This window comes from Micromonospora trifolii (assembly GCF_050516465.1).
Taxonomy (GTDB): domain Bacteria; phylum Actinomycetota; class Actinomycetes; order Mycobacteriales; family Micromonosporaceae; genus Micromonospora; species Micromonospora trifolii.
The window spans coordinates 5,283,038-5,306,656 of the sequence record NZ_CP191526.1; the positions used below are offsets into that span (position 1 = coordinate 5,283,038).

The following is a 23,619-nucleotide window of genomic DNA, read 5'->3' on the forward strand; positions in this document are numbered from 1 at the left end:
CTCTTCGATAGGCAGGGGATGTCCGTGACGGGTATCCGCAAGGTGTTGGCCGCCGTGTTCGTCGGACTGGCCCTGACCCTGTCCGCCGCCGCCCCGGCGGCGGCGCAGGCCGCGCAGGCCGCCCCGGCGGCGCAGGCCGACAAGCTCAAACTCACTGTGGCCGGTGACGGGGCTCAGGGCGTCACCATCCAGGCCACCTACGCCGATGGCCGCCGGCTGGAGCAGGTGGTGCGGTTGGTCCTCACCGCCACCGGCCCGGACGGGCAGCGGGTCGGGCCGGTGCAGCTCGAACCGCAGCCCGAGGGACAGGGTTTCTACAGCAGCGGCCCGGTGCTCTCCACCGGCACGTGGAAGGTGTCGGTGAACTCCCCCGCTCCGCTTCAGAGCAAGGCCACCGCAACGGTGCAGGCCAAGCCGCAGGCGCAGGCCCCGACGCAATCGTCCTCGATTTCGCCGACGGCCAACCGTGGCAGCGGGGAGGGGCTCACCTGGTGGTGGCCGGTCGGAGCGGTCGGCCTCGTGCTCGTCGCCGCCGCGATGGGGGTGGCCATGCTGTTCGGCCGCCGCCGCACCGACTGACCAAACAGCATCCAACGACCGGGCCGGGCCGCGACGAGCGGCCCGGCCCGGTCTCGTCTGATCGACGAGTGATCGTCTCGACATACTTGAAGTCGGGGCTTCCCCGACCGCAGGTCACCCCGATTTCAAGGAACGCGAGCGGATCAGGCGGCTCAGAGGACGGCGCGCAGCGCCGCCAGATCGTCGTCGCTGGGCTCCCAGGTGCCGGCGGCGGCGTTGGCACGCACCTGCTCGGGCGTGGTGGCACCGGCGATCACCGAGGTCACCGCCGGCTGGGCGGCCAGCCCGCCGATCGCCACCTGGAGCATCGTCAGACCCCGCTCGGCCGCGTACGCCTCGATCGCCTCGATGGTGTCCCAGTCGGCAGCGGCGAGCCGCTCCGCGTACCGGCCACCGCCGGAGAGCCGGCTGCCGGCCGGCGGCTGAGCCTCGCGCTTGTACTTGCCGGTGAGCAGACCGTTGGCGAGCGGGAAGAACGGCAGCATGCCGAGGCCGAACCGCTCACACGCCGGGATCACCTCGGCCTCCACCGAGCGCTCCACCAGGCTGTAGTGGTTCTGCGCGCTGATGAAGCGGGACCGGCCGTTGGACGAGGCGACCCAGTCCGCGTCGGCGATCTGCCAGCCGGCGAAGTTGGAGTTGCCCAGGTAGCGCACCTTGCCGTCGCGGACCAGGTCGTCCAGGGCGGCGAGGGTCTCGTCGATCGGGGTGCCCGGGTCGGGCTCGTGCATCTGGTACAGGTCGATGTGGTCGGTGCCGAGCCGGCGCAGCGACGCCTCCACCGCGCGGGCGATGTAGCGCCGCGCACCCCGCGCGCCGTAGTCGGGCCCGTTGAGGCCGTTCATGTCCATGCCGAACTTGGTGGCCACCACCACGTCGTCCCGGCGACCCTTGAGCGCCTGCCCGAGCAGCTCCTCGGAGCTGCCCTGCGGCTCGCCGTAGATGTCGGCGGTGTCGAAGAGGGTGATCCCGGCGTCCAGGGCGGCGTCCACCACCGCGCGCGTGCCGTCGAGGTCGAGCTTCCGGCCGAAGTTGTTGCAGCCGATGCCGACCACGGACACCACGAGCCCGGAGTCGCCCAGCCGGCGATAGGTCATCTCAGTCACGAGATCCACCCTATGCCGGCCGGACGCACCGCCGCCGGGGACCGCTCACCCGACGTCCCAGACCGGTTCCGGGGTCTCCACCACCTCGCTGTCGCCTCGGAACAGCACGAACCGGTCGAAGGAGCGGGTGAACCAACGGTCGTGGGTGACCGCGATCACCGTCCCCGCGAAGGCGTCCAGGCCCGCTTCGAGCGCTTCCGCGCTGGCCAGGTCGAGGTTGTCGGTGGGCTCGTCGAGCAGCAGCAGGGTCGCCCCGGACAGCTCCAACAGCAGCACCAGGAACCGGGCCTGCTGCCCGCCGGAGAGCGTGCCGAAGCGCTGGTCGCCCTGCGCCGCCAGTTCGTAGCGACTGAGCACACCCATCGCCGCGTGCCGGTCCATCCCGGTGCGGTGCTCGTCACCCCGCCAGAGGATCTCGACGAGCGTCTTCGACATCAGCTCCGGCCGGTCGTGGGTCTGGGAGAAGTGCCCGGGACGGACCCGGGCGCCGAGGCGGGCCGAGCCGTCGTGCGCCACCGGAGTGAGCGCGCCCGCGCCGTCGACCGGCCCGTTCGCCGGGTCCGGGTCGGTGCCGCCGCGGGCCAGCAGCCGCAGGAAGTGCGACTTGCCGGTGCCGTTGGCACCGAGCACCGCCACCCGGTCGCCGTACCAGATCTCCAGGTCGAAGGGGAAGGTAAGGCCGTCGAGCTCCAGCTGCTCGCAGACGACCGCGCGCTTGCCGGTCCGCCCGCCGCTGAGCCGCATCCGGATGTCCTGGTCCTTCGGCGGTACGGGCGGCGGCCCGGCCTCCTCGAACTTGCGCAACCGGGTCTGCGCGGCCTGGTAACGCGAGGCCAACCCGTCGTTGTACGCGGCCTTCTGCTTGTACATCAGCATCAGCTCGCGCAGCTTCTGGTGCTCCTCGTCCCAGCGCCGACGCAGCTCGTCGAGGCGGGCGTGCCGAGCCACCCGAGCCTCGTGCCAGCTGGCGAAGCCGCCCGGGTGCACCCAGGCACTGCCACCCTCGACGGCAACCACCCGGTCGGCGCTCTGAGCCAGCAGCTCGCGGTCGTGCGAGACGTAGAGCACCGACTTCGTCGACTCGCGCAGTCGCGCCTCCAGCCAGCGCTTGCCGGGCACGTCGAGGAAGTTGTCCGGTTCGTCGAGCAGCAGCACCTCGTCCGGGCCGCGCAGCAGCAACTCCAGGGCGAAGCGCTTCTGCTGGCCGCCGGAGAGGGTACGCACCGGACGGTCCCGGACGGCGTCCCACGGTTTGCCGAGCACGATGGTCGCGACGGTGTCGAAGAGCACCTCGGCGTCGTACCCGCCGGCCTCGCCCCAGGCGCCGAGCGCATCGGCGTACGCCAGCTGGGCCTTGCCCGCGGCGTTGCTGAACTTGCCGTGGGCCTCCGCCGCCCGCATGGCCGCCTCGGTTTCGCCGAGGCGGCGGCCGGCGTCGCGCAGCGCCGGTGGGGCCAGCGACAACGCCAGGTCGGCGAGGGTCGACTCGTCGCCGATCATGCCGATGAACTGGCGCATCACGCCCAGCCCGCCGGCCCGCGCGACGACGCCGCTGCGCACCGGCAGGTCGCCGGCGACCATCCTCAGCAGCGTCGTCTTTCCCGCGCCGTTCGGCCCGACCAGGGCGACCTTGCTGCCCTCCCCGACCCGGAACGACACGTCGGCGAAGAGTTCCCGACCGTCGGGCAGGATGTGCCCGACCGCTGCCACGTCCACGTATCCCACGCCGGGATCCTGCCCCAGGGAGGGGCGGGGGTATATCCAATTACCGGGTGACGCGCAGCACCCGGAAGCCCTTTTGGCTGGCGTACCGCTCGACCTGCCAGCTCTGCTCGGTGAGCCAGCGTTGCAGCGAGTCGCCGCCGAGGTGCCGGGCGACGACCAACCAGCCGACGCCGTCCGGGGCGAGTCGGGGCAGCCAACGCAGCAGCAGGTCGTGCAGCCCGTCCTTGCCGATCCGGATGGGCGGGTTCGACCAGAGCTGGGCAAAGCGGACGCCGTCCGGAACGTCGTCCGGCGCGCTTACCCGGACCCGGTCCGCGGCGCCGATCCGGGCCGCGTTGGCGGCGGTCAGCTCGCGGGCCCGGGCGTTGACGTCGACGGCCCAGATGGTGCTGGCGGGCGCGAGGTCGGCCAGCACGCAGCTGATCGGTCCGAACCCACAGCCGAGGTCGAGCAGGTCGCCGGTGGTGTCGGCGGCGGGCAACTCGGCCTTGCGCAGCAGCACCGCGGTGCCCGGGTCGAGCCGGCTGGCGGAGAAGACTCCGCCGGCCGAGGTGAGCCGGTAGTCGCGGTCGGCGACGGAGAACTCGACCTCGCGCGCCGGGGCGTCGCTGGTGGGCTGAGCGGTGAAGTAGTGGTCGCCGGTCACCCGGCAATTCTCGCATCGGTCCGGGGCGGACCTGACGCGACCCACACGCACATTTCCCCGATATTACCCCCTAAAGGGACAATGACTCCTACTCTGGGCGACATGGTGTATCGGTACCAGTCCGATGAGGACGCTTTCGAGGAGTACCCGGAGCCCGGGTCCGACCTGTCGGTGCTCGGCGCCGGTCCGCCCCCGCCGGCAGGGCCCTCTCCGTCGCGCTTCCCCACGCCGTCGCTGCCCCGGCCGAACCAGCTCTCGCTGCCCTCGTCGCAGCCCGCGCCGGCTCGTGCCGGCGTGTCGCAGCCCAGGCCGGCCGCCCGCGCCGATGCGCCGCAGCCACTGCCGAGTCGTGCCGACATCCCGCCCGCCCCGCCGCGCAGCCAGATCTACACCTCGTCGACGCCGGTGGAGCCGCCCACCCGGCGCGGCGGCGGCCGACTGTGGCAGGTGCTGATCGGCGGCACAGCCGTCCTGGTGCTGCTCGCCCTCTGCGGCCTCGGCGCCGCCGCGCTGCTCACCAACCGCAACGAGCAGCCGCAGAGCAACCCGACGTACCAGCCGAACGCCGCCCCGACATCGGCACCGGCGGAACGGCTGGCCCTCGACTCCCGGGACACCGACCAGGCCCCGCTCACCGCCAAGGAACTCTTCCCCGGCAAGGAACTGAAGCTCACCGACGGCCAACCGAGCTACCAGGTGCTCAAGACACAGTCCAGCGGCAGTTGCGCCGTCGCCGCCACCGACGAGGTCGCCGACCTGCTGGTCCGGCTCGGCTGCAACCAGGTCGTCCGGGCCACGCTGAGCACCCCCGACGACAGCCACCTGGTCACCGCCGGCCTGTTCAACCTCACCGACAAGGTCAGCGCGGAACGAGCCCGAGACCGGCTCCGGCAACTACTCGACGAGCGGCAGGGCCGTTTCCGTGGCCTCACCGCCGACGAGGGCGACGGCACCGATGTCCTGGCCAGCGCTCCGGCACGCGTCGGCTGGCAGGTTCGTGGCCACTATCTGGCGTACGCGCTGGTGGTCCGCAAGGACGGGGCGGCGGTCAAGGCGGGTGACGCCAAGGTCCGCGAGATCCTGTTCGACATGATCGAGCTGCACCTCAGCCGGGGCGTGCTGCAGAGCCGGGCCGACGGTGGCACCGCCGCGCAACCGACCGCGGCACCGACCGGCAGCAACGCCAACCAGGGCGATCTGCCGGGCAACTGACCCCGCGGGCGGTCAGCCCTCGACCGGGACCCGCAACCGGCGGGTGAGGGTGGCGCGGTGGGCGTACTCGGCCGGATCCGCCGGGTAGCCGACCGCGACCAGGGTCAGCCCGCGTGCGGGGGCCACTGTCACCTCGCTGGACCGCTCCCGCTGGGTGAGCAGAGTGCCCGGCCACTCGACCGGGCGGCGGCCGTCCCCGGCCACCAGCATGGCCCCCACCAGGCTGCGCACCATCGCCTGGCAGAACGCGTCGGCCTGCACGGTGGCGACCAGAATGCCGTCCGGGTCGCGACGCCAGTCCAGCCGGGTCACCTCGCGCAGCGTGGTCGCGTGCTCCTTGCGCCGGCAGTACGCGGCGAAGTCGTGCTCCCCCACCAGCCCGGCAGCGGCGACGTTCAGCGCGGCCAGGTCCAACGGTTTCGGCCAGGCCAGCACCTCGTGGCGGCGCAGCGGCTCGGCGCCGAAGGGCGCGTCGGTGACTTGGTACTCGTAGCGCCGGAAGGTGGCCGAGAACCGGGCGTCGAAGTCGGCCGGCACCTCGGTCATCGCCCGTACCCGCACGTCGGTGGGGAGCAGCCGGGCCAGGCGACGCAGCAGTCGTCCCTCGTGCTGCCGCCACACGTCCACGGGCAGGTCCAGGTGGCACACCTGCCCCGTGGCGTGCACGCCCGCGTCGGTCCGCCCGGCCACCGTCAGCCCGGTGGCCGTACCGGCGCCGAGGACCAGGTCCAGGGTCTCGACGAGCACCCCCGCGACGGTGCGCCTGGTCGGCTGGGCTGCCCAGCCGGAGAAGTCGGTGCCGTCGTACGAGACGTCCAGCCGCAGCCGGATCCGCTCGTCCACCTCGTACCTCCTGTTACGGGTCGGGCCCGACACCCCCGATGGGGTGCCGGGCCCGACAATGCCCTTGATCAGGCCTTGTTCTCGGTGGCCTCGTCGCTGTCCTCGCGGGCGGCGTCGGTGTCACCGGACGCCGACACCGGCGCCTCGGAGTCCTGGTCGGCCGGAGCCGACTTCGGGGCCTCGTCGGCCGGGGCGAGCGCCTCGACCTTGTCCTGCTGCGCGGCCTTGCGGGCGGCGGTCTTCTTGTTCGCCTTCGGCTCGGCGACCTGAAGCTCCTCCACCAGCTCGATGATGGCCATCGGCGCGTTGTCACCCTTGCGCGGACCGGTCTTCACGATCCGGGTGTAACCGCCGGGGCGGTTGGAGTACCGGGGCGCGATCTGGTCGAACAGGGCGTAGACCACGTCCTTGTCCTTGACGACACCCAGCACCCGACGCCGCGAGGCGAGGTCACCGCGCTTGGCCTTGGTGATGAGCTGCTCGGCCAGCGGGCGCAGCCGCCGGGCCTTCGTCTCGGTGGTCTGGATCTTCCCGTGCTGGAACAGCGCGGTCGCCAGGTTGGCCAGCATCAGCCGCTCGTGCGAGGGGCTGCCGCCGAGGCGGGGGCCCTTGGTGGGCGTGGGCATTTTTGGTGCTCCTCAGTTGTGGCGGCAGCGCGGACTAGAGCTGCTCGGTCTCGCGGTAGTCGTCGGTGTCGTAGTCGGCCTCGCCGAAGGTGTCCACGACGTGCGCCGGGTCGAAGTTCGGAGCCGAGTCCTTCAGCCCGAGACCCATCCCGGCGAGCTTCATCTTGACCTCGTCGATCGACTTCTGACCGAAGTTGCGAATGTCGAGGAGGTCGGCCTCGGTACGCCCGATGAGCTCACCAACGGAGTTGATGCCCTCGCGCTTGAGGCAGTTGTAGGAGCGGACGGTGAGGTCCAGCTCCTCGATCGGCAGAGCGAGGTCCGCCGCCAGCTGGGCGTCCTGCGGGGACGGCCCGATGTCGATGCCCTCGGCGGTCTCGTCCAGCTCCCGGGCGAGCCCGAACAGCTCCACCAGCGTCGAGCCGGCGGAGGCCAGCGCGGTACGCGGACCCATCGACGGCTTGGTCTCGACGTCGATGATCAGCCGGTCGAAGTCGGTGCGCTGCTCGACACGGGTCGCCTCGACGCGGTAGGTCACCTTCAGCACCGGCGAGTAGATCGAGTCGACCGGGATCCGGCCGATCTCGGCGCCGGACTGCTTGTTCTGCGCCGCCGTCACGTAGCCCCGGCCCCGCTCGACGGTCAGCTCCATGTCGAGCCGGCCCTTGCCGTTCAGGGTGGCGAGCTTGAGATCCGGGTTGTGCACCGAGACGCCGGCCGGCGGCTGGATGTCGCCCGCGGTCACATCGCCCGGGCCCTGCTTACGCAGGTACATGCTGACCGGCTCGTCGTGCTCGGAGCTGACGCACAGCTCCTTGATGTTCATGACGAGCTCGACCACGTCCTCCTTGACACCGGGGATCGTGGTGAACTCGTGCAGCACACCGTCGATCTTGATCGAGGTGACGGCCGCGCCCGGGATCGACGACAGCAGCGTACGCCGCAGCGAGTTACCCAGGGTGTAGCCGAAGCCCGGCTCCAGCGGCTCGATGGCGAACCGGGACCGGGTCTCGTTGATCGACTCCTCGGAGAGGGAGGGTCGCTGGCTGATGAGCATCTTTTCTCTTCTCTTCCGGGGCGCCCGCTATTTGACGCCCACGACACAAACTGTTCCGGTGGCCCGCCCCGAAGGGCGGGCCACCGAACGAGCTCGGACTACTTGGAGTAGAGCTCGACGATCAACTGCTCCTGGACCTGCGTGTCGATGACCTGCCGGGCCGGGAGGGAGTGCACGAGCACCTTCATCTGGCTCGGGATGGCCTCAAGCCACGCCGGAACCGTCTTCGAGCCGGCCTGAGCCTGCGCGACGATGAACGGGGTGAGCTCCTTGCTCTTGCCCCGAACCTCGATGATGTCGTGCTCCTTGACGCGGTACGACGGGATGTCGACCTTCTTGCCGTTCACCGTGAAGTGACCGTGCTTGACCAGCTGGCGGGCCATGTCCCGCGAGTGGGCGTAGCCGGCCCGGTAAACGACGTTGTCCAGCCGCGACTCGAGGATCTGCAGGAGGACCTCACCGGTCTTGGCCTGCTTGCCAACGGCTTCCTCGTAGTAACCGCGGAACTGCTTCTCCAGCACGCCGTAAACCCGACGGGCCTTCTGCTTCTCACGGAGCTGGAGCAGGTACTCCGTCTCCTTGGTGCGGCCGCGGCCGTGCTGCCCGGGCGGGAACGGCCGGGACTCGAACGGGCACTTCGGACCATCGCACTTGCTGCCCTTGAGGAACAGCTTCATCTTCTCCCGCCGGCAACGGCGGCAGTCTGCACCGGTGTAACGAGCCATCTCTCTCTACCTCTCAGACCCGGCGACGCTTCGGCGGACGGCATCCGTTGTGCGGCTGCGGGGTGACGTCGGCGATCTGGCCGACCTCGAGGCCCACGGCCTGCAGCGAACGGATGGCGGTTTCCCGGCCGGAGCCGGGGCCCTTGACGAACACGTCGACCTTGCGCATGCCGTGCTCCATGGCGCGACGCGCGGCAGCCTCGGCGGCCAGCTGCGCAGCGAACGGAGTCGACTTGCGGGAGCCCTTGAAGCCGACCTGGCCAGCGGAGGCCCAGGAGATGACCGCACCGGTCGGGTCCGTGATGGACACGATGGTGTTGTTGAACGTGCTCTTGATGTGCGCCTGCCCGTGGGCGACGTTCTTGCGTTCCTTGCGCCGGACCTTCTTTACAGCGGCTCCGGCACGAGCCTTCGGTGGCATAAGTCTGTGCGCTCCTAGTTGACTTTCCGGATTGGGTTGCGGCCTGACCCACCTCGGCGGCGGCCGACCCCGTCATCCGGTCAAGAACTACTTCTTGCCGGGCTTCTTCTTGCCGGCGACGGTCCGCTTCGGGCCCTTGCGGGTCCGGGCGTTGGTCTTGGTCCGCTGGCCACGCACGGGCAGGCCCCGGCGGTGCCGGATGCCGGCGTAGCAGCCGATCTCAACCTTGCGGCGGATGTCAGCGGCGACCTCGCGGCGCAGGTCGCCTTCAACCTTGTAGTTGCCCTCGATGTGGTCGCGGAGCTGCACGAGCTCCTCGTCCGTGAGGTCCCGAGCGCGCTTGTCCGGCGAGATGCCGGTGGCGGCGAGTGTCTCCAGGGCGCGGGTGCGACCGACCCCGAAGATGTAGGTGAGCGCGATCTCCAACCGCTTTTCGCGGGGGAGATCCACGCCGACTAGACGTGCCATGTGCGGGCGTACTCCTCGTGATGTGTGGCGGAGGTGTGGACCCGTCCCACCCCGCTACCGGCCGTCCCGTCTTTCCGACGCGGTGAGCGCCGGCGACCGGGATCGGTCGCTGCCCGAGCGGGCCCCGGCCTCCGACCGGGGGTCAGCCACGCAGAGGTACGACTGGCGTACCGCTCGTGGCTGGGACGAGCATGTGTGATGTGTGTGTCGCTGGGGATCTGCCTGGACCAAACCCACCCGGCCGTGCTCCGGCCGGACGGGCTGAGTCAGCCCTGGCGCTGCTTGTGGCGCGGGTCGCTGCAGATGACCATGACCCGGCCGTGCCGGCGGATAACCCGGCACTTGTTGCAGATCCTCTTGACGCTCGGCTTGACCTTCACGGTTGCCTTACTTCCCATCTGGCCCGGGGACGCGCTCTGCGCGACACCGGACGTCGAAGACGGACACGGGACTTCCCGGCCGTCGTCAGGACTACTTGTAGCGGTAGACGATGCGCCCGCGGGTCAGGTCGTACGGCGAAAGTTCGACGACGACCCGGTCCTCCGGAAGGATGCGGATGTAGTGCTGCCGCATCTTGCCGCTGATGTGAGCCAACACCTTGTGGCCGTTCGCGAGCTCCACCCGGAACATGGCGTTCGGCAGGGGCTCGATGACCCGACCCTCGATCTCAATGGCTCCGTCTTTTTTCGGCATGTCCTCCGCTGTCCTGACGTCGATTGCTCCGGGCGGCCCACAACGTCTTACACGGAAATCTGATCAGAATCAGAAGCCCGCGCCAGCCGCGGCTCCAGCTCCCACCGAAGCGCAGGGTGGGCATGCCGGAGTGGACGCTGTGCGCCGATCTGAAAGTGTACGCCGGCCCGCGGTCCCCCGCCAAACCGGCCACCCACCAACCGGCGCGCCGCCCCAACCGGCCCCGTCCCCAGGCCCGTTGATCATGAAGTTGTTGTCCCGACACGCCGGAGCCGACGGCAACAACTTCATGATCAACGGGGCTGGGTGGGGGTTGGGCGGATCAGAGGGTTGGGGGAAGGTCGTCCGATTCGGCGGCGCGCTTTGCCTGCTTGCGCTCTCGGCGGCGTTGGCGCTTGACGGCCTGGCGCTGGGGCTCTTTCCCGGCCAGCCCGGTGACCGTGCGGACCATCAGCACCGCGCCCCACGGCCCCGCCACCCAGGCCGGCCAGAAGTAGAGCAGGTCCTGGCTGAGCAGCGACGTCACCGCCCAGATGGTCACCACGATGGCGATCACCCGCAGGTACGGGAACCACACCTCAGCCAACCAGCGGGCGGTGACGCCCCCGGTGGGGGCCGGACCAAGCTGGTCACCCAGCTGGCTCACCGTCGACCCGGCGGCCGGCGCCAGGCCCGACCGCTGCGCTGGGGTCACCGGCGGCAGGTCGGTGAGCAGGGTCTCAAGGTCGGCGTACGTGCGTGCCGCGTAGGCCCGCTGCAACCGCTCGTCGTACTCGTGCAGATCCAGTCGACCCTCGTCGAGGGCGACCCGCAACCGGTCGGCCACCGCCGCACGGTCCGAGTCCGCGGCTCGCATCCCGTCGCGCCCGTCCATGCCGGCAAGCATGCCACCGTCGCGCCACTCCGGCCCGACCCCCGACCATCGGTCGATCATGAAGTTGTTGCCCGCCTCGCCGGCGTGTCAGAACAGTGACTTCATGATCAACGGGGCGAAGTGGGGCCGGGTGGAATCAGGGGGTCTTTGTGGCTGCGGGTTGGCGAGCGGTTACCAGGTCGCCCAGGCGGGCGCGGCCACCGTCGAACGCGGTGAGCACCCAGACGCCGTCCGGCAGCAGCGCCATCGAGTGCTCGACGTGCGCGGCCACCGAGCCGTCCCGGGTGACGACCGTCCACCCGTCGGCCAACTCGACCGTACGCGGGGACGCCATGGTGATCATCGGCTCGATGGCCAGGGCCATTCCGGGAACCAGCCGCGGACCCTTACCCGGCCGGCCGTGGTTGAGCACGTGCGGGTCCTGGTGCATCTCGGTGCCGATGCCGTGCCCGCCGTAGCCGTCGACGATGCCGTACCGGCCGCCCTTGCGGACAGCGGTCTCAACTGCGTGCGAGATGTCGGTCAGTCGGCCCTTGCCGCTGGCCGCGCCACGCGCCGCGGCGGCGATGCCGGCCCACATCGCGTCCTCGGCGACCTCGGCCATCTTCAGCAGCGCCGGGTCGACGTCACCGACCGCGACCGTGATCGCGGAGTCGCCGTGCCACCCGTCCAGCACCGCACCGCAGTCGATGGAGATCAGGTCACCGGCCTGGAGCACCTGCTTCGGCGACGGGATGGCGTGCACGATCTGCTCGTTGACCGAGGAGCAGATCGACGCCGGGAAACCGTGGTAGCCCTTGAACGACGGAACGCCACCCGCCTCACGGATGGTCGACTCGGCGATCGCGTCCAGATCGGCGGTGCTCACACCGGGGGCGACAGCCTCCCGCATCCTGCGCAGCGCCTCGGCCACCACCAGTCCGGCGGCCCGCATCTTCTCGATCTGGTCAGGGGTCTTCAGCTGGATGTCCAGCTGGGGACGACGCATGGAGCGGTTACCTTTCGTTGCCGAACAGCGGGGCACATAACGCGTACCCCGCTGTTCGCACTCTATCCGCCGTGGCCCGGCCGGACCTCAGCCGCCGTACGACCGCAACGCGTCGATGGCCCGGGTGGTGACGTCCTCCACCGGCCCGGTGGCGTCGATCCCGACCAGCTTGCCCTGGGCGCCGTAGTAGTCGACCAGGGGTGCGGTCTTCTCGCTGTACTCACGAAGCCGCGTGGCGATCGTCTCCGGCTTGTCGTCGTCGCGCTGGAACAGCTCGGCGCCGCACCGGTCACAGATGCCGGGCCGGGTGGTGGCGTCGAACTCGACGTGCCAGATCTTGCCGCAGCCCCGGCAGGTACGCCTGCCGGAGAGCCGCCGGATCACCTCGTCGTCGTCGACGACCAGCTCCAGGACCAGATCCAGGGCGGTGCCCAGATCGGCCAGGAGCTTGTCCAGTGCGGCCGCCTGCGGAGTCGTCCGCGGGAAGCCGTCGAGCAGGAAACCCTCGCTGGCGTCGGGCTCGGCCAGCCGGTCCCGGACCATGTTGATGGTGACCTCGTCCGGAACCAGCTCGCCCGCGTCCATGTACCGCTTCGCCTCGACACCGAGCGGCGTGCCCTGGGTGACGTTCGACCGGAAGATATCTCCGGTCGAAATCTTCGGCACCGAGAGGTGCGCGGCGATGAACTCGGCCTGCGTGCCCTTGCCCGCGCCCGGCGGGCCAACCAGAACGAGTCTCATCTACCGCAGGAACCCTTCGTAGTTCCGCTGCATGAGTTGGCTCTCGATCTGCTTCACGGTCTCCAGACCGACGCCGACCATGATGAGCACAGCGGTGCCGCCGAACGGGAAGTTCTGGTACTGCTGGTTGTCCAGCCAGATGAAGAAGAAGTTCGGCAGGATCGAGATGACGCCGAGGTAGAGCGCGCCCGGCAGGGTGATCCGGCTGAGAATGAAGTCCAGGTAGTCGGCGGTCGGCTTGCCCGGGCGGATGCCCGGCACGAACCCGCCGTACTTCTTCATGTTGTCCGCGACCTCGGTCGGGTTGAACGTGATCGAGACGTAGAAGTACGTGAAGAAGATGATCAGCAGGAAGTAGACCGCGATGTAGATCGGGCTGCTCGGGTTGACCAGGTTGTTCTGGATCCACGACTGGGTCTTGCCCGGGTCGGTCTGGTCGAAGAACTGCAGCGCCAACTGCGGCAGGTAGAGCAGCGACGAGCCGAAGATGACCGGGATCACACCCGCCTGGTTGACCTTGAGCGGGATGTAGGTCGAGGTGCCGCCGTACATCCGCCGGCCGATCATCCGCTTGGCGTACTGCACCGGGATCCGGCGCTGCGCCTGCTCGATGAAGGTGACAGCGGTGATGACCACCAGGACCAGCGCGATGACCAGGGCGAACATGTCCCAGCCCTTGCTGGTCTTGATCTGCCAGCCCTCGCTGGGCAGCCGCGCCGCGATCGAGGTGAAGATCAGGACGGACATGCCGTTGCCGACGCCGCGGTCGGTGATCAGCTCACCGAGCCACATGACCATGCCGGTGCCGGCGGTCATCGTCATCACCAGGATGGTCAGGGTCAGCCAGTCCGGGATGCCGGTGCCGGTGGGGATGATCGGGAACTGGTCGCAGCGGTTCTGGAACAGCTGGCCCGAGCGGGCCAGAGCCACGAAGGCCGAAGCCTGCAGCACACCGAGACCGAGGGTCAGGTAGCGGGTGTACTGGGTGATCTTCGCCTGACCGGCCTGGCCCTCCTTGCGGAGCTGCTCCAGGCGGGGGATCACGACGGTCAGCAGCTGCAGGATGATCGACGCGGTGATGTAGGGCATGATGCCCAGCGCGAAGACCGAGAGCTGTAGCAGCGCTCCGCCGGAGAAGAGGTTGAGAAGGTTCACCACCCCGGTGGTGTCGCCCTGGATGGTGTCGAGGCACTTCTGCACGTTGCCGTACGAGACGCCCGGGCTGGGGAGCGTTGCACCCAGCCGGTAGACCGCGATGATGCCTACTGTGAACAGCAGCTTCTTGCGCAGGTCAGGCGTACGGAACGCACTGAGAAAGGCGGACAGCAACTTCTTCCTCCTGCGCGAGGCGGGCCGCCGGTGATCCCTGGCGGGTCGGGGTGGATCACGGGCGAGTGCCCGCAATCCATGGCTGGGATGGGACTCTAACAGCCTCACCCCGGTCCGGGCAGATGCGCCCGACTACATAAATCGATTCCGATGTTACCGGGCGCTCAGGCCCCAGGCAGACCATGGCGCCCGCCAGTTGCTCTCAACTGGACGGGCGCCATGGTCGTACGCCTTACAGCTCGGTGACGGAGCCACCGGCGGCAGCGATCTTCTCCTTGGCCGACGCACTGAACGCGTGCGCGGACACCTGGAGCGCCACACCGCCGAGATCCCCGGTGCCGAGGACCTTGACCGGGTGACCCTTGCGGACCGCGCCGGACTCAACGAGCTCCAGCGGGCCGACCTGACCACCATTCGGGAACAGCTCAGCGAGTCGGTCCAGGTTGACCACCTGGAAGACCACCTTGAACTTGTTCTTGAAGCCCTTCATCTTCGGCAGGCGCATGTGGATGGGCATCTGCCCACCCTCGAACGCCGCCGAGATGTTCTTGCGGGCCTTGGAACCCTTGGTACCGCGACCAGCGGTCTTGCCCTTGGAACCCTCACCGCGACCCACACGGGTCTTCGCGGTCTTGGAACCGGGCGCCGGGCGCAGGTGATGCACCTTGATCGTCATTACTCGACCTCCTCGACCTTCACGAGGTGGCTCACAGTGAAGATCATGCCGCGGATCTCGGGCCGGTCCTCCTTGACCACCACGTCGTTGATCCGCTTGAGACCGAGCGAACGCAGCGACTCACGCTGGTTGTGCTTGGTCCCGATACCGGACCGGAGCTGGGTGACCTTCAGGCGTGCCATCAGCGCGCCACCCCCGCACGCGACGCCAGCATGGCGGCCGGCGCGACGTCCTCCACCGGCAGACCACGACGCGCCGCGACCTGCTCGGGGGACTCAAGCCCCTTCAGGGCCGCCACGGTGGCGTGCACGATGTTGATCGGGTTCGACGAACCGAGGCTCTTGGAGAGCACGTCGTGGATCCCAGCGCACTCCAGCACGGCACGCACCGGTCCACCGGCGATGACACCCGTACCGGCCGAGGCCGGCTTGAGCAGCACCACACCAGCGGCGTCCTCACCCGTCACCGGGTGCGGGATCGACTGACCGATCCGCGGAACCTTGAAGAAGTGCTTCTTGGCCTCCTCGACACCCTTGGCGATGGCCGCGGGCACCTCCTTGGCCTTTCCGTAGCCCACGCCGACCGTGCCGTCGCCGTCGCCCACGATCACCAGGGCGGTGAAGCTGAAGCGACGACCACCCTTCACGACCTTGGCGACGCGGTTGATCGCGACGACCCGCTCAAGGTGCGGGGTCTTCTCGACGGGCGCGTTTCCGCGGCCGCCCTCACGGCGGTTGTCGCGGCGACCACCCTCGTTGCCACCGGACCCGCCGCCACGGCGCTGTTGACCTGGCATCAGCAGCCTTCCTTCTCTCTCGTGACGGGGTTGTTAGAACTCGAGCCCGGCTTCGCGGGCGGCGTCGGCAAGCGCGGCGACTCGCCCCGCGTACCGGTTGCCGCCGCGGTCGAAGACGACCTTGGAGACGCCGGCGGCCTTGGCCCGCTCGGCGAGCAGCGCGCCCACCTTGCCAGCCAGGGCGCTCTTGTCGCCCTCCGCACCGCGCAGCGAGGCGTCCAGGGTCGACGCCGACGCCAGGGTGTGACCCTTGGTGTCGTCGACGACCTGGGCGACCATGTGCCGCAGCGAGCGGGTGACGACCAGGCGCGGACGCTCGGCCGTACCGCTGACGTTCTTGCGGACGCGGAAGTGTCGACGCGCACGCCCAACGGCGCGCTTGGCGGCGACACCGCGGCGGCGCTTGAGCAGCGTGGCGCTCACTTCTTACCTGCCTTTCCAGCCTTGCGGCGGATGACCTCGCCCTGGTACTTGACGCCCTTGCCCTTGTAGGGCTCCGGCGGGCGGATCTTCCGGATGTTGGCGGCGACCTCACCGACCTGCTGCTTGTCGATGCCAGCCACGTGGAACAGGGTCGGCCGCTCCACCGTGAAGGTGATGCCCGCCGGGGCGGGGACGACCACCGGGTGCGAGAACCCGAGCGCGAACTCGAGGTCCGAACCCTTGGCGGTGACCCGGTAACCGGTGCCGGCGATCTCCAGGCTCTTGCGGTAGCCCTCGGTGACCCCGACGATCATGTTGGCAACCAGCGTACGGCTCAGGCCGTGGAGTTCCTTGGCCTTGCGCTCGTCGTTCGGCCGGTTGACGCTCAGCTGCCCATCCTCGGCCCGCTCGATCGTGATCGGCTCGGCGAGGGTGTGCTGGAGCTGGCCCTTGGGGCCCTTGACCTTGACGGTCTGCCCGTCGATCGTGATGTCGACGCCGGCTGGTACCGGGATCGACTTACGTCCAATTCGCGACATTTCTACCTGTCTCCCGTTACCAGACGAAGGCGAGGACTTCCCCGCCAACACTCCGCTTGCGGGCCTGCCGGTCGGTCAGCAGCCCCTGGGACGTCGAAATGATCGCCACGCCCAGCCCACCGAGCACCCGCGGGAGCCCGTCCGACTTGGCGTACACCCGGAGACCGGGCTTGGACACGCGCTTGATGCCGGCCAGGCTCCGCTCGCGGTTCTGGCCGTACTTCAGCTCGACGACCAGTCGCTTGCCGACGGCGCCCTCCTCGGGCTCCTCGACCGACCAGGTGGCGATGTAACCCTCGGCCTTCAGGACCTCGGCGATGTTCGCCTTGATCTTGGAGTAGGGCATCTTCACCTGATCGTGGTACGCCTGGTTGGCGTTACGCAGACGCGTGAGCATGTCTGCGATCGGGTCGGTCATCGTCATGGATTTCGTCAGCCTTTCTCGCCGGGGTTCCCGGGGCATCAGCCCCGGGCCTACGGCGAAGAGCAATACCTAATCGGTGCAGGAGTTCCCGGCCGACGGCCGGGACGCGGTCGCCCTTACCAGGAAGCCTTGGACACGCCCGGCAGCTCACCGCGGTGAGCCATCTCCCGGATGCAGACCCGGCAGAGCCCGAACTTGCGGTAGACCGCCTTCGGACGCCCGCACCGCTGGCAGCGGGTGTACGCGCGAACCGAGAACTTCGGCTTCGCGGCCGCCTTGATGATCAGCGCCTTCTTGGCCATCTCAGTTCTCCTTGAACGGGAAGCCCAGGAGCTTGAGCAGCGCCCGGCCCTCGTCGTCGGTCGTGGCGGTCGTGACCACCGTGATGTCCATGCCCCGCTGGCGATCGATCCGGTCCTGGTCGATCTCGTGGAACACCGACTGCTCGGTCAGACCGAACGTGTAGTTGCCGTGCCCGTCCAGCTTGCGCCCGTCCAGGCCGCGGAAGTCGCGGATACGCGGCAGCGCGATGGAGAGCAGCCGGTCCATGAACTCCCACATCCGGTCGCCGCGAAGGGTCACCTTCGCGCCGATCGGCATGCCCTCGCGCAGCTTGAACTGCGCGATGGACTTGGTCGCCCGCCGCACCTGCGGCTTCTGGCCGGTGATCGTGGCGAGGTCGCGGACCGCGCCGTCGATCAGCTTGGCGTCGCGAGCAGCCTCGCCGACACCCATGTTGACGACGATCTTGACCAGCCGCGGCACCTGCATGGGGTTGCCGTAGCTGCGCTGCTCACGCAGCTGGGCCACGATCTCGTTGCGGTACCGCTCCTTGAGGCGCGGCAGGGTCTTTTCGGTAGCCGTGGTCATCACAGGTCCTTACCGGTGCTACGCGCGATGCGGACCTTCTGGCCGTTGTCGTCGATCCGGTAACCGACGCGGGTCGGCTTGCCGTCGGAGTCCAGGACCTGCACGTTCGAGACGTGGATCGGGGCCTCCTGAGTGACGATGCCGCCGGTCTTGGCGCCACGCTGGGTGGTGCTGATGCGGGTGTGCTTCTTGACCCGGTTCACGCCCTCGACCAGGACCTTGTCCTGCCGCGGGAAGGCCTGAATGACCTTGCCCTTGGCACCCTTGTCCTTGCCGGCGATGACGACGACCGTGTCGCCCTTCTTGACCTTCACGGTCACAACACCTCCGGCGCGAGGGAAATAATCTTCATGAACCGCTTGTCCCGCAGCTCCCGGCCCACCGGGCCGAAGATACGGGTTCCACGCGGGTCCCCGCCGTCCTTGATGATGACGGCGGCGTTCTCGTCGAAGCGGATGTACGAGCCGTCCGGACGCCGCCTCTCCTTGGCCGTGCGAACGACGACAGCCTTGACGACGTCGCCCTTCTTCACACCGGCACCCGGGATCGCGTCCTTGACCGTGGCCACGATGACGTCGCCGATACTCGCGTAGCGCCGACCCGAGCCGCCGAGAACCCGGATGCACAGGATCTCCCGAGCACCCGTGTTGTCGGCGACGCGCAGTCGCGACTCCTGCTGAATCACGTCTATCTCCTATGTCTGCCGGTTCTCCGGCCGCCGTAGCGGCCGGAGCCTGGCGGAACCTACGCCCGACGCAACGCCGGGCGAGCTCGAGCCTTCGCTACTTGGCCTTTTCCAGGATCTCCACGATCCGCCAACGCTTGGTGGCGCTCAGCGGCCGGGTCTCCATGATGAGAACCCGGTCACCGGTGCCAGCGGCGTTCTGCTCGTCGTGCACCTTCAGCTTGGCCGTACGGCGCATGATCTTGCCGTACAACGCGTGCCGAACCCGGTCCTCGACCTCGACCACGACGGTCTTGTCCATCTTGTCGCTGATCACCAGGCCCTCGCGGACCTTGCGGCGCGACCGCGCGGCGGCGGTGGCGGTCTCTTCGGTCATGATGCAGTCACCTCAGTCGGCGCGGCCGAGAGCCCCAGCTCACGCTCACGCATGATCGTGTAGATCCGGGCGATCTCCCGACGGATGACCTGCAACCGCCGGTTGTTGTCCAGCTGCCCGGTTGCGGCCTGCACGCGGAGGTTGAACAGCTCCGCCTTGGCCTCCCGCAGCTTCGTGACCAGCTCCTCTTCGGAGAGCTCACGCAGCTCGGTCGCCTTAACGCCCGCTGCCATCAGGATTCACCCACTTCGCGCGTAACAATGCGGCACTTCATCGGGAGCTTGTGGATCGCGCGACGCATAGCCTCTCGCGCGGTCTGCTCGTTGGGGAAGGACATCTCGAAGAGAACCCGCCCCGGCTTGACGTTGGCGACCCACCACTCGGGCGAACCCTTACCGGAACCCATCCGGGTCTCGGCAGGCTTCTTGGTGAGGGCCTGGTCCGGGAAGATCGTGATCCAGACCTTGCCACCACGCTTGATGTGGCGAGTCATCGCGATACGTGCCGACTCGATCTGCCGGTTCGTCACGTACGCCGGCTCGAGAGCCTGGATCCCGAACTCGCCGAACACCACCCGGTTACCACCCTTGGACGCGCCACTGCGGTCCGGGTGGTGCGGCTTGCGGAAGCCCTTCGGGGGCTTGCGCGGCATCAGCATCTGTCAGCCCTCCTGCTGCGTTTCTGCCGGAGCAGCAGTGGCGGCGACAGCTGCGCTGTCGACCGGCTCGCCGCTCGGCGTCTCGGCCTGCTGCGCGATGGTGGTCGCAGCAGCCCGACCGGCCTCGGTGCCACCAGCCGTGGTGCCGGACGAACCCGACCGGCCACGGCGCGGACGCTCGGGACGGTCGCCGCGCTCACCACGACGCGGGCGGGACGGACCGGCCTCGGCCGGAGCTTCCCGGCCCGGGACGGCGTCGCCCTTGTAGATCCAGACCTTCACACCGATCCGACCGAACGTCGTACGGGCCTCGAAGAAGCCGTACTCGATGTTGGCCCGCAGCGTGTGCAGCGGAACCCGGCCCTCACGGTAGAACTCGGTCCGGCTCATCTCGGCGCCGCCGAGGCGACCCGAGACCTGAACCCGGATGCCCTTGCAGACCGGGTTCTTCATCGCCGACTGCATGGCCTTGCGCATCGCCCGACGGAAGCTGACCCGGCTGGACAGCTGCTCGGCCACGCCCTGCGCGACCAGCTGAGCGTCCGACTCGGGGTTCTTCACCTCGATGATGTTCAGCTGAACCTGCTTGCCGGTGAGCTTCTCAAGCTCGCCGCGGATCCGGTCGGCCTCCGCACCCTTACGGCCGATGACAATGCCCGGCCGGGCGGTGTGGATGTCGACCCGGACCCGGTCGCGGGTGCGCTCGATGTCGACCTTGGAAATCCCGGCACGCTCGAGGCCCTTGGACATCATGCGGCGGATCTTGACATCCTCGCCGATGTAGTCCTTGTAGAGCTTGTCCGCGAACCAGCGGGACTTCCAGTCGGTCGAGATGCCGAGCCGGAACCCAGTGGGGTGAACCTTCTGACCCATTACTCGGCGTCCTCCGTCTTGCTCTGCGCTTCGGCCGGTGCGGCCTCCGTGGCCGGGGCGGCCTTCTTCGCCGCGGCCTTCCTCGGCGCTGCCGGCGCGACCGCTTCGACCGCCACAGTGATGTGGCAGGTGCGCTTGCGGATTCGGTACGCCCGACCCTGCGCCCGCGGCTGGAACCGCTTCATCGTCGGGCCCTCGTCCACGAAGGCCTCGCTGACGAGCAGCGCGTCGGGGTCCAGCCGCTCGTTGTTCTCCGCGTTGGCGATCGCGCTAGCGAGCACCTTGTACACCTGCTCGCTCGCAGCCTGCGGCGCGAACTGCAGCACCGTGAGCGCCTCCTTCGCGGGCAGGCCGCGGACGAGGTTGACCACCCGGCGCGCCTTCATCGGCGAGATGCGCACGTGCCGCGCAACCGCCCGCGCGCCCGGAAGCACCGGAGCGTCGCCCTTTCCTGGCATCGCTGTAACCCCTTGTTCCCTCTATCCGTATGCCCGCGGCGTCAGCGCCGACGGCTCTTCCGGTCGTCCTTCTCGTGACCCTTGAACGTGCGGGTCAGCGCGAACTCGCCGAGCTTGTGCCCGACCATCGCCTCGGTCACGAACACCGGGACGTGCTTGCGTCCGTCATGCACGGCGATCGTGTGCCCCAGCATCTCGGGGATGATCGTCGAGCGCCGCGACCAGGTCTTGATCACGTTCTTGGAGCCCTTGTCGTTCTGAACTTCCACCTTCTTGAGCAGGTGGTCGTCTACGAACGGGCCCTTCTTCAGGCTGCGAGGCATGTCTTATCTCCCTCAGCCGCGCTTACGCGTGGCGTAGCGGCGGCGGACGATCAGCCGGTCACTCGGCTGGCCCTTACGGCGGGTGCGGCCCTCGGGCTTACCCTGCGGGTTGACCGGGTGGCGACCACCGGAGGTCTTACCCTCACCACCACCGTGCGGGTGGTCGACCGGGTTCATGGCGACACCACGGACGGTCGGGCGCTTGCCCTTCCACCGCATCCGGCCGGCCTTACCCCAGTTGATGTTCGACTGGTCGGCGTTGCCGATCTCGCCGATGCTGGCGCGGCAGCGCACATCCACCCGCCGGATCTCGCCGGACGGCATACGCAGGGTCGCGTACGCGCCCTCACGGCCGAGCAGCTGGATGCCGACGCCGGCGGAACGGGCCAGCTTGGCCCCGCCACCCGGACGCAGCTCCACGTTGTGAATCGTGGTACCGACCGGGATGTTGCGCAGCGGCAGGTTGTTACCCGGCTTGATGTCGGCGCCCGGACCGGACTCGACGCGGTCGCCCTGCTTCATGTCCTTCGGCGCGATGATGTACCGCTTCTCGCCGTCGGCGTAGTGCAGCAGCGCGATGCGCGCCGTGCGGTTCGGGTCGTACTCGATGTGAGCGACCTTCGCCGGCACGCCGTCCTTGTCGACCCGCTTGAAGTCGATCAGACGGTACTGACGCTTGTGACCGCCACCGTGGTGCCGCGTGGTGATCCGGCCGTGGGCGTTACGCCCGCCCTTCTTCGGCAACGGAGCCAGCAGCGACTTTTCCGGCGTGGACCGGGTGATCTCGGCGAAGTCAGCGACACTCGAGCCACGTCGGCCCGGCGTCGTCGGCTTGTACTTACGGATAGCCATTGTCTACACCCCTCAGCTGACCGGGCCGCCGAAGGCCTCGATGCGGTCACCGTCAGCCAGCTTCACGATCGCCCGCTTGGTCGCCTTGCGCTGACCGAAGCCGGTCTTGGTGCGCTTGCGCTTACCCTGGCGGTTGAGCGTGTTGACCGTCAGGACGCGGACGTTGAAGATCTGCTGGATAGCGATCTTGATCTCGGTCTTGTTCGCGTCCGGGTGCACCAGGAAGGTGTACCAGTTCCGGTTCAGCTCGCTGTAGCTCTTCTCCGAGACGACCGGCGCCACGATGATGTCGCGCGGGTCGGCGATCGTGCTCACTTGCCACCCTCCTCGGTGGTCTCGGCGGGCACGCCCAGGAACTCGTCCAGGGCGTCCTTGGTGAAGACCACGTCGTCGGCCACCAGCACGTCGTACGTGTTCAGCTGGCCGGACTCGATCAGGTGCACCCGCTGCTCGTTGCGCAGCGACACCCAGTTCAGCTCGTCGGTGCTGCTCAGCACGACCAGGACCCGACGGGCCTCGGTGAGCTTGGTCAGCGTGGCCAGAGCGGCCTTGGTCGACGGCTTCTCGCCCGAGACGAACGCCTCGACGACGTGCACCTGCCCGGCGCGGGCCCGGTCGGAGAGGGCACCCCGCAGAGCGGCGGCCTTCATCTTCTTCGGGGTCCGCTGGCTGTAGTCGCGCGGCACGGGACCGTGCACGACGCCACCGCCGGCGAACTGCGGCGCGCGGATCGAGCCCTGACGGGCGCGACCGGTGCCCTTCTGCTTGTACGGCTTCTTGCCGCCACCGGCGACCTCGCCGCGGGTCTTGGCCTTGTGCGTGCCCTGTCGGGCCGCCGCGAGCTGGGCCACCACGACCTGGTGCATCAGCGCGACGTTGGCCTGCACGTCGAAGATGTCCTCCGGCAGCTCCACGGAGCCGCTGGTGGTGCCTTCGACGGTGCGCACGTCAACGGTGGTCACTTGGCCGCACCGCCCTTCTTCACCTTGCTCTTGGCCGCGGTACGGACCAGAACGAGCGCGCCCTTGGGACCAGGAATGGCACCCCGGACGAGCAGCAGGTTGTTCTCGGTGTCGACCGCCTGGACGGTGAGGTTCTGCACGGTGTACCGCACGCCACCCATACGGCCGGCCATCCGGGTGCCCTTGAAGACACGACCCGGAGTGGCGCAGGCGCCGATGGAGCCGGGCGAGCGGTGCTTGCGCTCGACGCCGTGCCCGGCGCCCAGGCCGTGGAAGCCGTGCCGCTTCATCGGGCCGGCGTAGCCCTTGCCCTTGGTCTTGCCGGTGACGTCGATGGTGACGCCGGCCGGGAACTCCTCGACCGTGACTTCCTGGCCGAGCGAGTATTCCCCAGCGTCCGTGGTGCGCAGCTCGACGATGTGCCGGCGCGGCGCCACGTCCGCCTTGGCGTAGTGCCCGCTGATCGGCTTCTTGACCTTGCGCGGGTCGATGGTGCCGTACGCGAGCTGGACCGCGGAGTAACCGTCCTTCTCGGCGCTACGAACCTGGCTGATGACGCACGGGCCGGCCTCGACCACGGTCACGGGAACAACACGGTTGTTCTCCCAGACCTGGGTCATGCCGAGCTTGGCGCCCAGGATCCCCTTGACTTGCCTGTCCATTTGTCCGGT

Annotated in this window: 37 protein-coding genes; 2 read left to right on the forward strand and 35 right to left on the reverse strand. The window is 68.9% G+C overall.

The window, feature by feature from the left end; all coding sequences use genetic code 11:
• The first annotated feature begins 24 nt into the window (after positions 1-24).
• Positions 25-579 (forward strand): hypothetical protein, encoded by a 555-nt coding sequence (locus tag ACQRWP_RS24515; protein ID WP_430498058.1) that lies wholly within the window; start codon positions 25-27, stop codon positions 577-579.
• Positions 580-731: 152 nt separating this feature from the next.
• Here the strand turns inward: ACQRWP_RS24515 and ACQRWP_RS24520 are convergent, their stop codons facing one another.
• The 3 genes from ACQRWP_RS24520 to ACQRWP_RS24530 are packed head-to-tail and all read right to left on the reverse strand — an operon-like array spanning position 732 to position 4,056.
• On the reverse strand, positions 732-1,694 hold the full coding sequence (locus ACQRWP_RS24520; RefSeq protein WP_430498060.1) for an aldo/keto reductase: 963 nt from the start codon (positions 1,692-1,694) through the stop codon (positions 732-734).
• A 36-nt stretch (positions 1,695-1,730) separates the two neighbouring features.
• Complete coding sequence (locus ACQRWP_RS24525) at positions 1,731-3,410, reverse strand: ABC-F family ATP-binding cassette domain-containing protein (protein ID WP_430498062.1); 1,680 nt, start codon at positions 3,408-3,410, stop codon at positions 1,731-1,733.
• A gap of 40 nt (positions 3,411-3,450) precedes the next feature.
• The gene (locus ACQRWP_RS24530) at positions 3,451-4,056 is read right to left on the reverse strand and encodes a class I SAM-dependent methyltransferase (protein WP_430498064.1); all 606 of its coding nucleotides are present in this window, start codon (positions 4,054-4,056) and stop codon (positions 3,451-3,453) included.
• A 102-nt stretch (positions 4,057-4,158) separates the two neighbouring features.
• On the opposite strand from ACQRWP_RS24530, the gene ACQRWP_RS24535 reads away from it, so the two are divergent.
• The gene (locus ACQRWP_RS24535) at positions 4,159-5,268 is read left to right on the forward strand and encodes a hypothetical protein (protein WP_430498066.1); all 1,110 of its coding nucleotides are present in this window, start codon (positions 4,159-4,161) and stop codon (positions 5,266-5,268) included.
• A gap of 12 nt (positions 5,269-5,280) precedes the next feature.
• Here ACQRWP_RS24535 and truA read toward each other — a convergent pair whose 3' ends face one another.
• From truA to rplC, 32 genes are all read right to left on the reverse strand, one after another.
• Positions 5,281-6,111, reverse strand: coding sequence for a tRNA pseudouridine(38-40) synthase TruA (truA, locus tag ACQRWP_RS24540; protein ID WP_430498068.1), 831 nt, complete (start codon positions 6,109-6,111; stop codon positions 5,281-5,283).
• A gap of 68 nt (positions 6,112-6,179) precedes the next feature.
• On the reverse strand, positions 6,180-6,737 hold the full coding sequence (gene rplQ / locus ACQRWP_RS24545; protein ID WP_091402374.1) for a 50S ribosomal protein L17: 558 nt from the start codon (positions 6,735-6,737) through the stop codon (positions 6,180-6,182).
• 34 nt (positions 6,738-6,771) lie between these two features.
• Positions 6,772-7,794, reverse strand: coding sequence for a DNA-directed RNA polymerase subunit alpha (locus tag ACQRWP_RS24550; protein WP_007465227.1), 1,023 nt, complete (start codon positions 7,792-7,794; stop codon positions 6,772-6,774).
• A 98-nt stretch (positions 7,795-7,892) separates the two neighbouring features.
• A complete protein-coding gene (rpsD, locus tag ACQRWP_RS24555) occupies positions 7,893-8,519 on the reverse strand; it encodes a 30S ribosomal protein S4 (protein WP_030489600.1) in 627 nt (208 codons plus the stop codon).
• A 13-nt stretch (positions 8,520-8,532) separates the two neighbouring features.
• The gene (rpsK, locus tag ACQRWP_RS24560; RefSeq protein WP_030329919.1) at positions 8,533-8,940 is read right to left on the reverse strand and encodes a 30S ribosomal protein S11; all 408 of its coding nucleotides are present in this window, start codon (positions 8,938-8,940) and stop codon (positions 8,533-8,535) included.
• Between the two features lie 87 nt (positions 8,941-9,027).
• Positions 9,028-9,408, reverse strand: coding sequence for a 30S ribosomal protein S13 (gene rpsM, locus ACQRWP_RS24565; protein ID WP_030329917.1), 381 nt, complete (start codon positions 9,406-9,408; stop codon positions 9,028-9,030).
• 266 nt (positions 9,409-9,674) lie between these two features.
• The gene (rpmJ, locus tag ACQRWP_RS24570; RefSeq protein ID WP_043965539.1) at positions 9,675-9,788 is read right to left on the reverse strand and encodes a 50S ribosomal protein L36; all 114 of its coding nucleotides are present in this window, start codon (positions 9,786-9,788) and stop codon (positions 9,675-9,677) included.
• Positions 9,789-9,879: 91 nt separating this feature from the next.
• Positions 9,880-10,101, reverse strand: coding sequence for a translation initiation factor IF-1 (gene infA / locus ACQRWP_RS24575; protein WP_007073013.1), 222 nt, complete (start codon positions 10,099-10,101; stop codon positions 9,880-9,882).
• Positions 10,102-10,423: 322 nt separating this feature from the next.
• Complete coding sequence (locus ACQRWP_RS24580) at positions 10,424-10,975, reverse strand: DUF1707 SHOCT-like domain-containing protein (protein ID WP_430498079.1); 552 nt, start codon at positions 10,973-10,975, stop codon at positions 10,424-10,426.
• Between the two features lie 136 nt (positions 10,976-11,111).
• The gene (map, locus tag ACQRWP_RS24585; protein ID WP_430498081.1) at positions 11,112-11,963 is read right to left on the reverse strand and encodes a type I methionyl aminopeptidase; all 852 of its coding nucleotides are present in this window, start codon (positions 11,961-11,963) and stop codon (positions 11,112-11,114) included.
• A gap of 87 nt (positions 11,964-12,050) precedes the next feature.
• The gene (locus ACQRWP_RS24590) at positions 12,051-12,704 is read right to left on the reverse strand and encodes an adenylate kinase (protein ID WP_088950228.1); all 654 of its coding nucleotides are present in this window, start codon (positions 12,702-12,704) and stop codon (positions 12,051-12,053) included.
• Positions 12,705-14,033, reverse strand: coding sequence for a preprotein translocase subunit SecY (secY, locus tag ACQRWP_RS24595; protein WP_430498083.1), 1,329 nt, complete (start codon positions 14,031-14,033; stop codon positions 12,705-12,707). It abuts the gene before it with no gap.
• 232 nt (positions 14,034-14,265) lie between these two features.
• Positions 14,266-14,709, reverse strand: coding sequence for a 50S ribosomal protein L15 (rplO, locus tag ACQRWP_RS24600; RefSeq protein ID WP_030329906.1), 444 nt, complete (start codon positions 14,707-14,709; stop codon positions 14,266-14,268).
• Positions 14,709-14,891: a 50S ribosomal protein L30 gene (rpmD, locus tag ACQRWP_RS24605; RefSeq protein ID WP_007465262.1), complete on the reverse strand. Its 183-nt coding sequence runs from the start codon at positions 14,889-14,891 to the stop codon at positions 14,709-14,711. Before rpmD ends, rplO begins: the two co-directional genes overlap by 1 nt.
• Positions 14,891-15,505 carry a 30S ribosomal protein S5 gene (gene rpsE, locus ACQRWP_RS24610; RefSeq protein ID WP_007465263.1) on the reverse strand — a complete coding sequence of 205 codons (615 nt, stop codon included), beginning with the start codon at positions 15,503-15,505 and terminating at the stop codon, positions 14,891-14,893. The genes rpmD and rpsE overlap by 1 nt, the downstream gene beginning before the upstream one ends.
• A gap of 33 nt (positions 15,506-15,538) precedes the next feature.
• A complete protein-coding gene (gene rplR / locus ACQRWP_RS24615) occupies positions 15,539-15,928 on the reverse strand; it encodes a 50S ribosomal protein L18 (protein WP_091402381.1) in 390 nt (129 codons plus the stop codon).
• Positions 15,925-16,467 carry a 50S ribosomal protein L6 gene (rplF, locus tag ACQRWP_RS24620; protein WP_124860508.1) on the reverse strand — a complete coding sequence of 181 codons (543 nt, stop codon included), beginning with the start codon at positions 16,465-16,467 and terminating at the stop codon, positions 15,925-15,927. Before rplF ends, rplR begins: the two co-directional genes overlap by 4 nt.
• Before the next feature lie 16 nt (positions 16,468-16,483).
• Positions 16,484-16,891, reverse strand: coding sequence for a 30S ribosomal protein S8 (gene rpsH, locus ACQRWP_RS24625; RefSeq protein WP_007465270.1), 408 nt, complete (start codon positions 16,889-16,891; stop codon positions 16,484-16,486).
• Between the two features lie 116 nt (positions 16,892-17,007).
• Positions 17,008-17,193: a type Z 30S ribosomal protein S14 gene (locus ACQRWP_RS24630; protein ID WP_007465272.1), complete on the reverse strand. Its 186-nt coding sequence runs from the start codon at positions 17,191-17,193 to the stop codon at positions 17,008-17,010.
• Between the two features lies 1 nt (position 17,194).
• Positions 17,195-17,761, reverse strand: a complete 567-nt coding sequence (gene rplE / locus ACQRWP_RS24635) for a 50S ribosomal protein L5 (protein WP_091402385.1) — start codon at positions 17,759-17,761, stop codon at positions 17,195-17,197.
• Positions 17,761-18,081 (reverse strand): 50S ribosomal protein L24, encoded by a 321-nt coding sequence (rplX, locus tag ACQRWP_RS24640; protein WP_184178719.1) that lies wholly within the window; start codon positions 18,079-18,081, stop codon positions 17,761-17,763. The genes rplE and rplX overlap by 1 nt, the downstream gene beginning before the upstream one ends.
• Complete coding sequence (gene rplN, locus ACQRWP_RS24645; protein ID WP_007465279.1) at positions 18,078-18,446, reverse strand: 50S ribosomal protein L14; 369 nt, start codon at positions 18,444-18,446, stop codon at positions 18,078-18,080. Before rplN ends, rplX begins: the two co-directional genes overlap by 4 nt.
• A 97-nt stretch (positions 18,447-18,543) precedes the next feature.
• Complete coding sequence (gene rpsQ / locus ACQRWP_RS24650; RefSeq protein WP_030489590.1) at positions 18,544-18,822, reverse strand: 30S ribosomal protein S17; 279 nt, start codon at positions 18,820-18,822, stop codon at positions 18,544-18,546.
• Complete coding sequence (gene rpmC / locus ACQRWP_RS24655; protein ID WP_007465283.1) at positions 18,819-19,055, reverse strand: 50S ribosomal protein L29; 237 nt, start codon at positions 19,053-19,055, stop codon at positions 18,819-18,821. Before rpmC ends, rpsQ begins: the two co-directional genes overlap by 4 nt.
• On the reverse strand, positions 19,055-19,480 hold the full coding sequence (gene rplP / locus ACQRWP_RS24660; RefSeq protein WP_053653940.1) for a 50S ribosomal protein L16: 426 nt from the start codon (positions 19,478-19,480) through the stop codon (positions 19,055-19,057). The genes rpmC and rplP overlap by 1 nt, the downstream gene beginning before the upstream one ends.
• Positions 19,481-19,483: 3 nt before the next feature.
• Entirely contained in the window at positions 19,484-20,353 is an 870-nt protein-coding gene (gene rpsC / locus ACQRWP_RS24665) for a 30S ribosomal protein S3 (protein ID WP_091402401.1), read from the reverse strand.
• Positions 20,353-20,811 carry a 50S ribosomal protein L22 gene (rplV, locus tag ACQRWP_RS24670; protein WP_007465297.1) on the reverse strand — a complete coding sequence of 153 codons (459 nt, stop codon included), beginning with the start codon at positions 20,809-20,811 and terminating at the stop codon, positions 20,353-20,355. The genes rpsC and rplV overlap by 1 nt, the downstream gene beginning before the upstream one ends.
• Positions 20,812-20,852: 41 nt before the next feature.
• Positions 20,853-21,134 carry a 30S ribosomal protein S19 gene (rpsS, locus tag ACQRWP_RS24675; RefSeq protein ID WP_007465299.1) on the reverse strand — a complete coding sequence of 94 codons (282 nt, stop codon included), beginning with the start codon at positions 21,132-21,134 and terminating at the stop codon, positions 20,853-20,855.
• 12 nt (positions 21,135-21,146) lie between these two features.
• The gene (rplB, locus tag ACQRWP_RS24680) at positions 21,147-21,986 is read right to left on the reverse strand and encodes a 50S ribosomal protein L2 (protein ID WP_030329891.1); all 840 of its coding nucleotides are present in this window, start codon (positions 21,984-21,986) and stop codon (positions 21,147-21,149) included.
• A 12-nt stretch (positions 21,987-21,998) separates the two neighbouring features.
• Entirely contained in the window at positions 21,999-22,301 is a 303-nt protein-coding gene (gene rplW / locus ACQRWP_RS24685; RefSeq protein ID WP_007465304.1) for a 50S ribosomal protein L23, read from the reverse strand.
• On the reverse strand, positions 22,298-22,948 hold the full coding sequence (gene rplD, locus ACQRWP_RS24690; RefSeq protein ID WP_430498089.1) for a 50S ribosomal protein L4: 651 nt from the start codon (positions 22,946-22,948) through the stop codon (positions 22,298-22,300). The genes rplW and rplD overlap by 4 nt, the downstream gene beginning before the upstream one ends.
• The gene (gene rplC / locus ACQRWP_RS24695; RefSeq protein ID WP_091402403.1) at positions 22,945-23,610 is read right to left on the reverse strand and encodes a 50S ribosomal protein L3; all 666 of its coding nucleotides are present in this window, start codon (positions 23,608-23,610) and stop codon (positions 22,945-22,947) included. The genes rplD and rplC overlap by 4 nt, the downstream gene beginning before the upstream one ends.
• Between the last annotated feature and the right edge of the window lie 9 nt (positions 23,611-23,619).

Excerpts from the sequence above, each read along its gene's own strand:
- ACQRWP_RS24535 (WP_430498066.1), top strand. The coding sequence starts at position 4,159 with ATGGTGTATCGGTACCAGTCCGATGAGGACGCTTTCGAGGAGTACCCG.
- rplQ (WP_091402374.1), bottom strand. The coding sequence starts at position 6,737 with ATGCCCACGCCCACCAAGGGCCCCCGCCTCGGCGGCAGCCCCTCGCAC.
- ACQRWP_RS24550 (WP_007465227.1), bottom strand. The coding sequence starts at position 7,794 with ATGCTCATCAGCCAGCGACCCTCCCTCTCCGAGGAGTCGATCAACGAG.
- rpsD (WP_030489600.1), bottom strand. The coding sequence starts at position 8,519 with ATGGCTCGTTACACCGGTGCAGACTGCCGCCGTTGCCGGCGGGAGAAG.
- rpsK (WP_030329919.1), bottom strand. The coding sequence starts at position 8,940 with ATGCCACCGAAGGCTCGTGCCGGAGCCGCTGTAAAGAAGGTCCGGCGC.
- rpsM (WP_030329917.1), bottom strand. The coding sequence starts at position 9,408 with ATGGCACGTCTAGTCGGCGTGGATCTCCCCCGCGAAAAGCGGTTGGAG.
- infA (WP_007073013.1), bottom strand. The coding sequence starts at position 10,101 with ATGCCGAAAAAAGACGGAGCCATTGAGATCGAGGGTCGGGTCATCGAG.
- ACQRWP_RS24580 (WP_430498079.1), bottom strand. The coding sequence starts at position 10,975 with ATGGACGGGCGCGACGGGATGCGAGCCGCGGACTCGGACCGTGCGGCG.
- map (WP_430498081.1), bottom strand. The coding sequence starts at position 11,963 with ATGCGTCGTCCCCAGCTGGACATCCAGCTGAAGACCCCTGACCAGATC.
- ACQRWP_RS24590 (WP_088950228.1), bottom strand. The coding sequence starts at position 12,704 with ATGAGACTCGTTCTGGTTGGCCCGCCGGGCGCGGGCAAGGGCACGCAG.
- rplO (WP_030329906.1), bottom strand. The coding sequence starts at position 14,709 with ATGACGATCAAGGTGCATCACCTGCGCCCGGCGCCCGGTTCCAAGACC.
- rpmD (WP_007465262.1), bottom strand. The coding sequence starts at position 14,891 with ATGGCACGCCTGAAGGTCACCCAGCTCCGGTCCGGTATCGGGACCAAG.
- rpsE (WP_007465263.1), bottom strand. The coding sequence starts at position 15,505 with ATGCCAGGTCAACAGCGCCGTGGCGGCGGGTCCGGTGGCAACGAGGGT.
- rplF (WP_124860508.1), bottom strand. The coding sequence starts at position 16,467 with ATGTCGCGAATTGGACGTAAGTCGATCCCGGTACCAGCCGGCGTCGAC.
- rpsH (WP_007465270.1), bottom strand. The coding sequence starts at position 16,891 with ATGACGATGACCGACCCGATCGCAGACATGCTCACGCGTCTGCGTAAC.
- ACQRWP_RS24630 (WP_007465272.1), bottom strand. The coding sequence starts at position 17,193 with ATGGCCAAGAAGGCGCTGATCATCAAGGCGGCCGCGAAGCCGAAGTTC.
- rplE (WP_091402385.1), bottom strand. The coding sequence starts at position 17,761 with ATGACCACGGCTACCGAAAAGACCCTGCCGCGCCTCAAGGAGCGGTAC.
- rpsQ (WP_030489590.1), bottom strand. The coding sequence starts at position 18,822 with ATGACCGAAGAGACCGCCACCGCCGCCGCGCGGTCGCGCCGCAAGGTC.
- rpmC (WP_007465283.1), bottom strand. The coding sequence starts at position 19,055 with ATGGCAGCGGGCGTTAAGGCGACCGAGCTGCGTGAGCTCTCCGAAGAG.
- rplP (WP_053653940.1), bottom strand. The coding sequence starts at position 19,480 with ATGCTGATGCCGCGCAAGCCCCCGAAGGGCTTCCGCAAGCCGCACCAC.
- rpsC (WP_091402401.1), bottom strand. The coding sequence starts at position 20,353 with ATGGGTCAGAAGGTTCACCCCACTGGGTTCCGGCTCGGCATCTCGACC.
- rplV (WP_007465297.1), bottom strand. The coding sequence starts at position 20,811 with ATGCCAGGAAAGGGCGACGCTCCGGTGCTTCCGGGCGCGCGGGCGGTT.
- rpsS (WP_007465299.1), bottom strand. The coding sequence starts at position 21,134 with ATGCCTCGCAGCCTGAAGAAGGGCCCGTTCGTAGACGACCACCTGCTC.
- rplB (WP_030329891.1), bottom strand. The coding sequence starts at position 21,986 with ATGGCTATCCGTAAGTACAAGCCGACGACGCCGGGCCGACGTGGCTCG.
- rplC (WP_091402403.1), bottom strand. The coding sequence starts at position 23,610 with ATGGACAGGCAAGTCAAGGGGATCCTGGGCGCCAAGCTCGGCATGACC.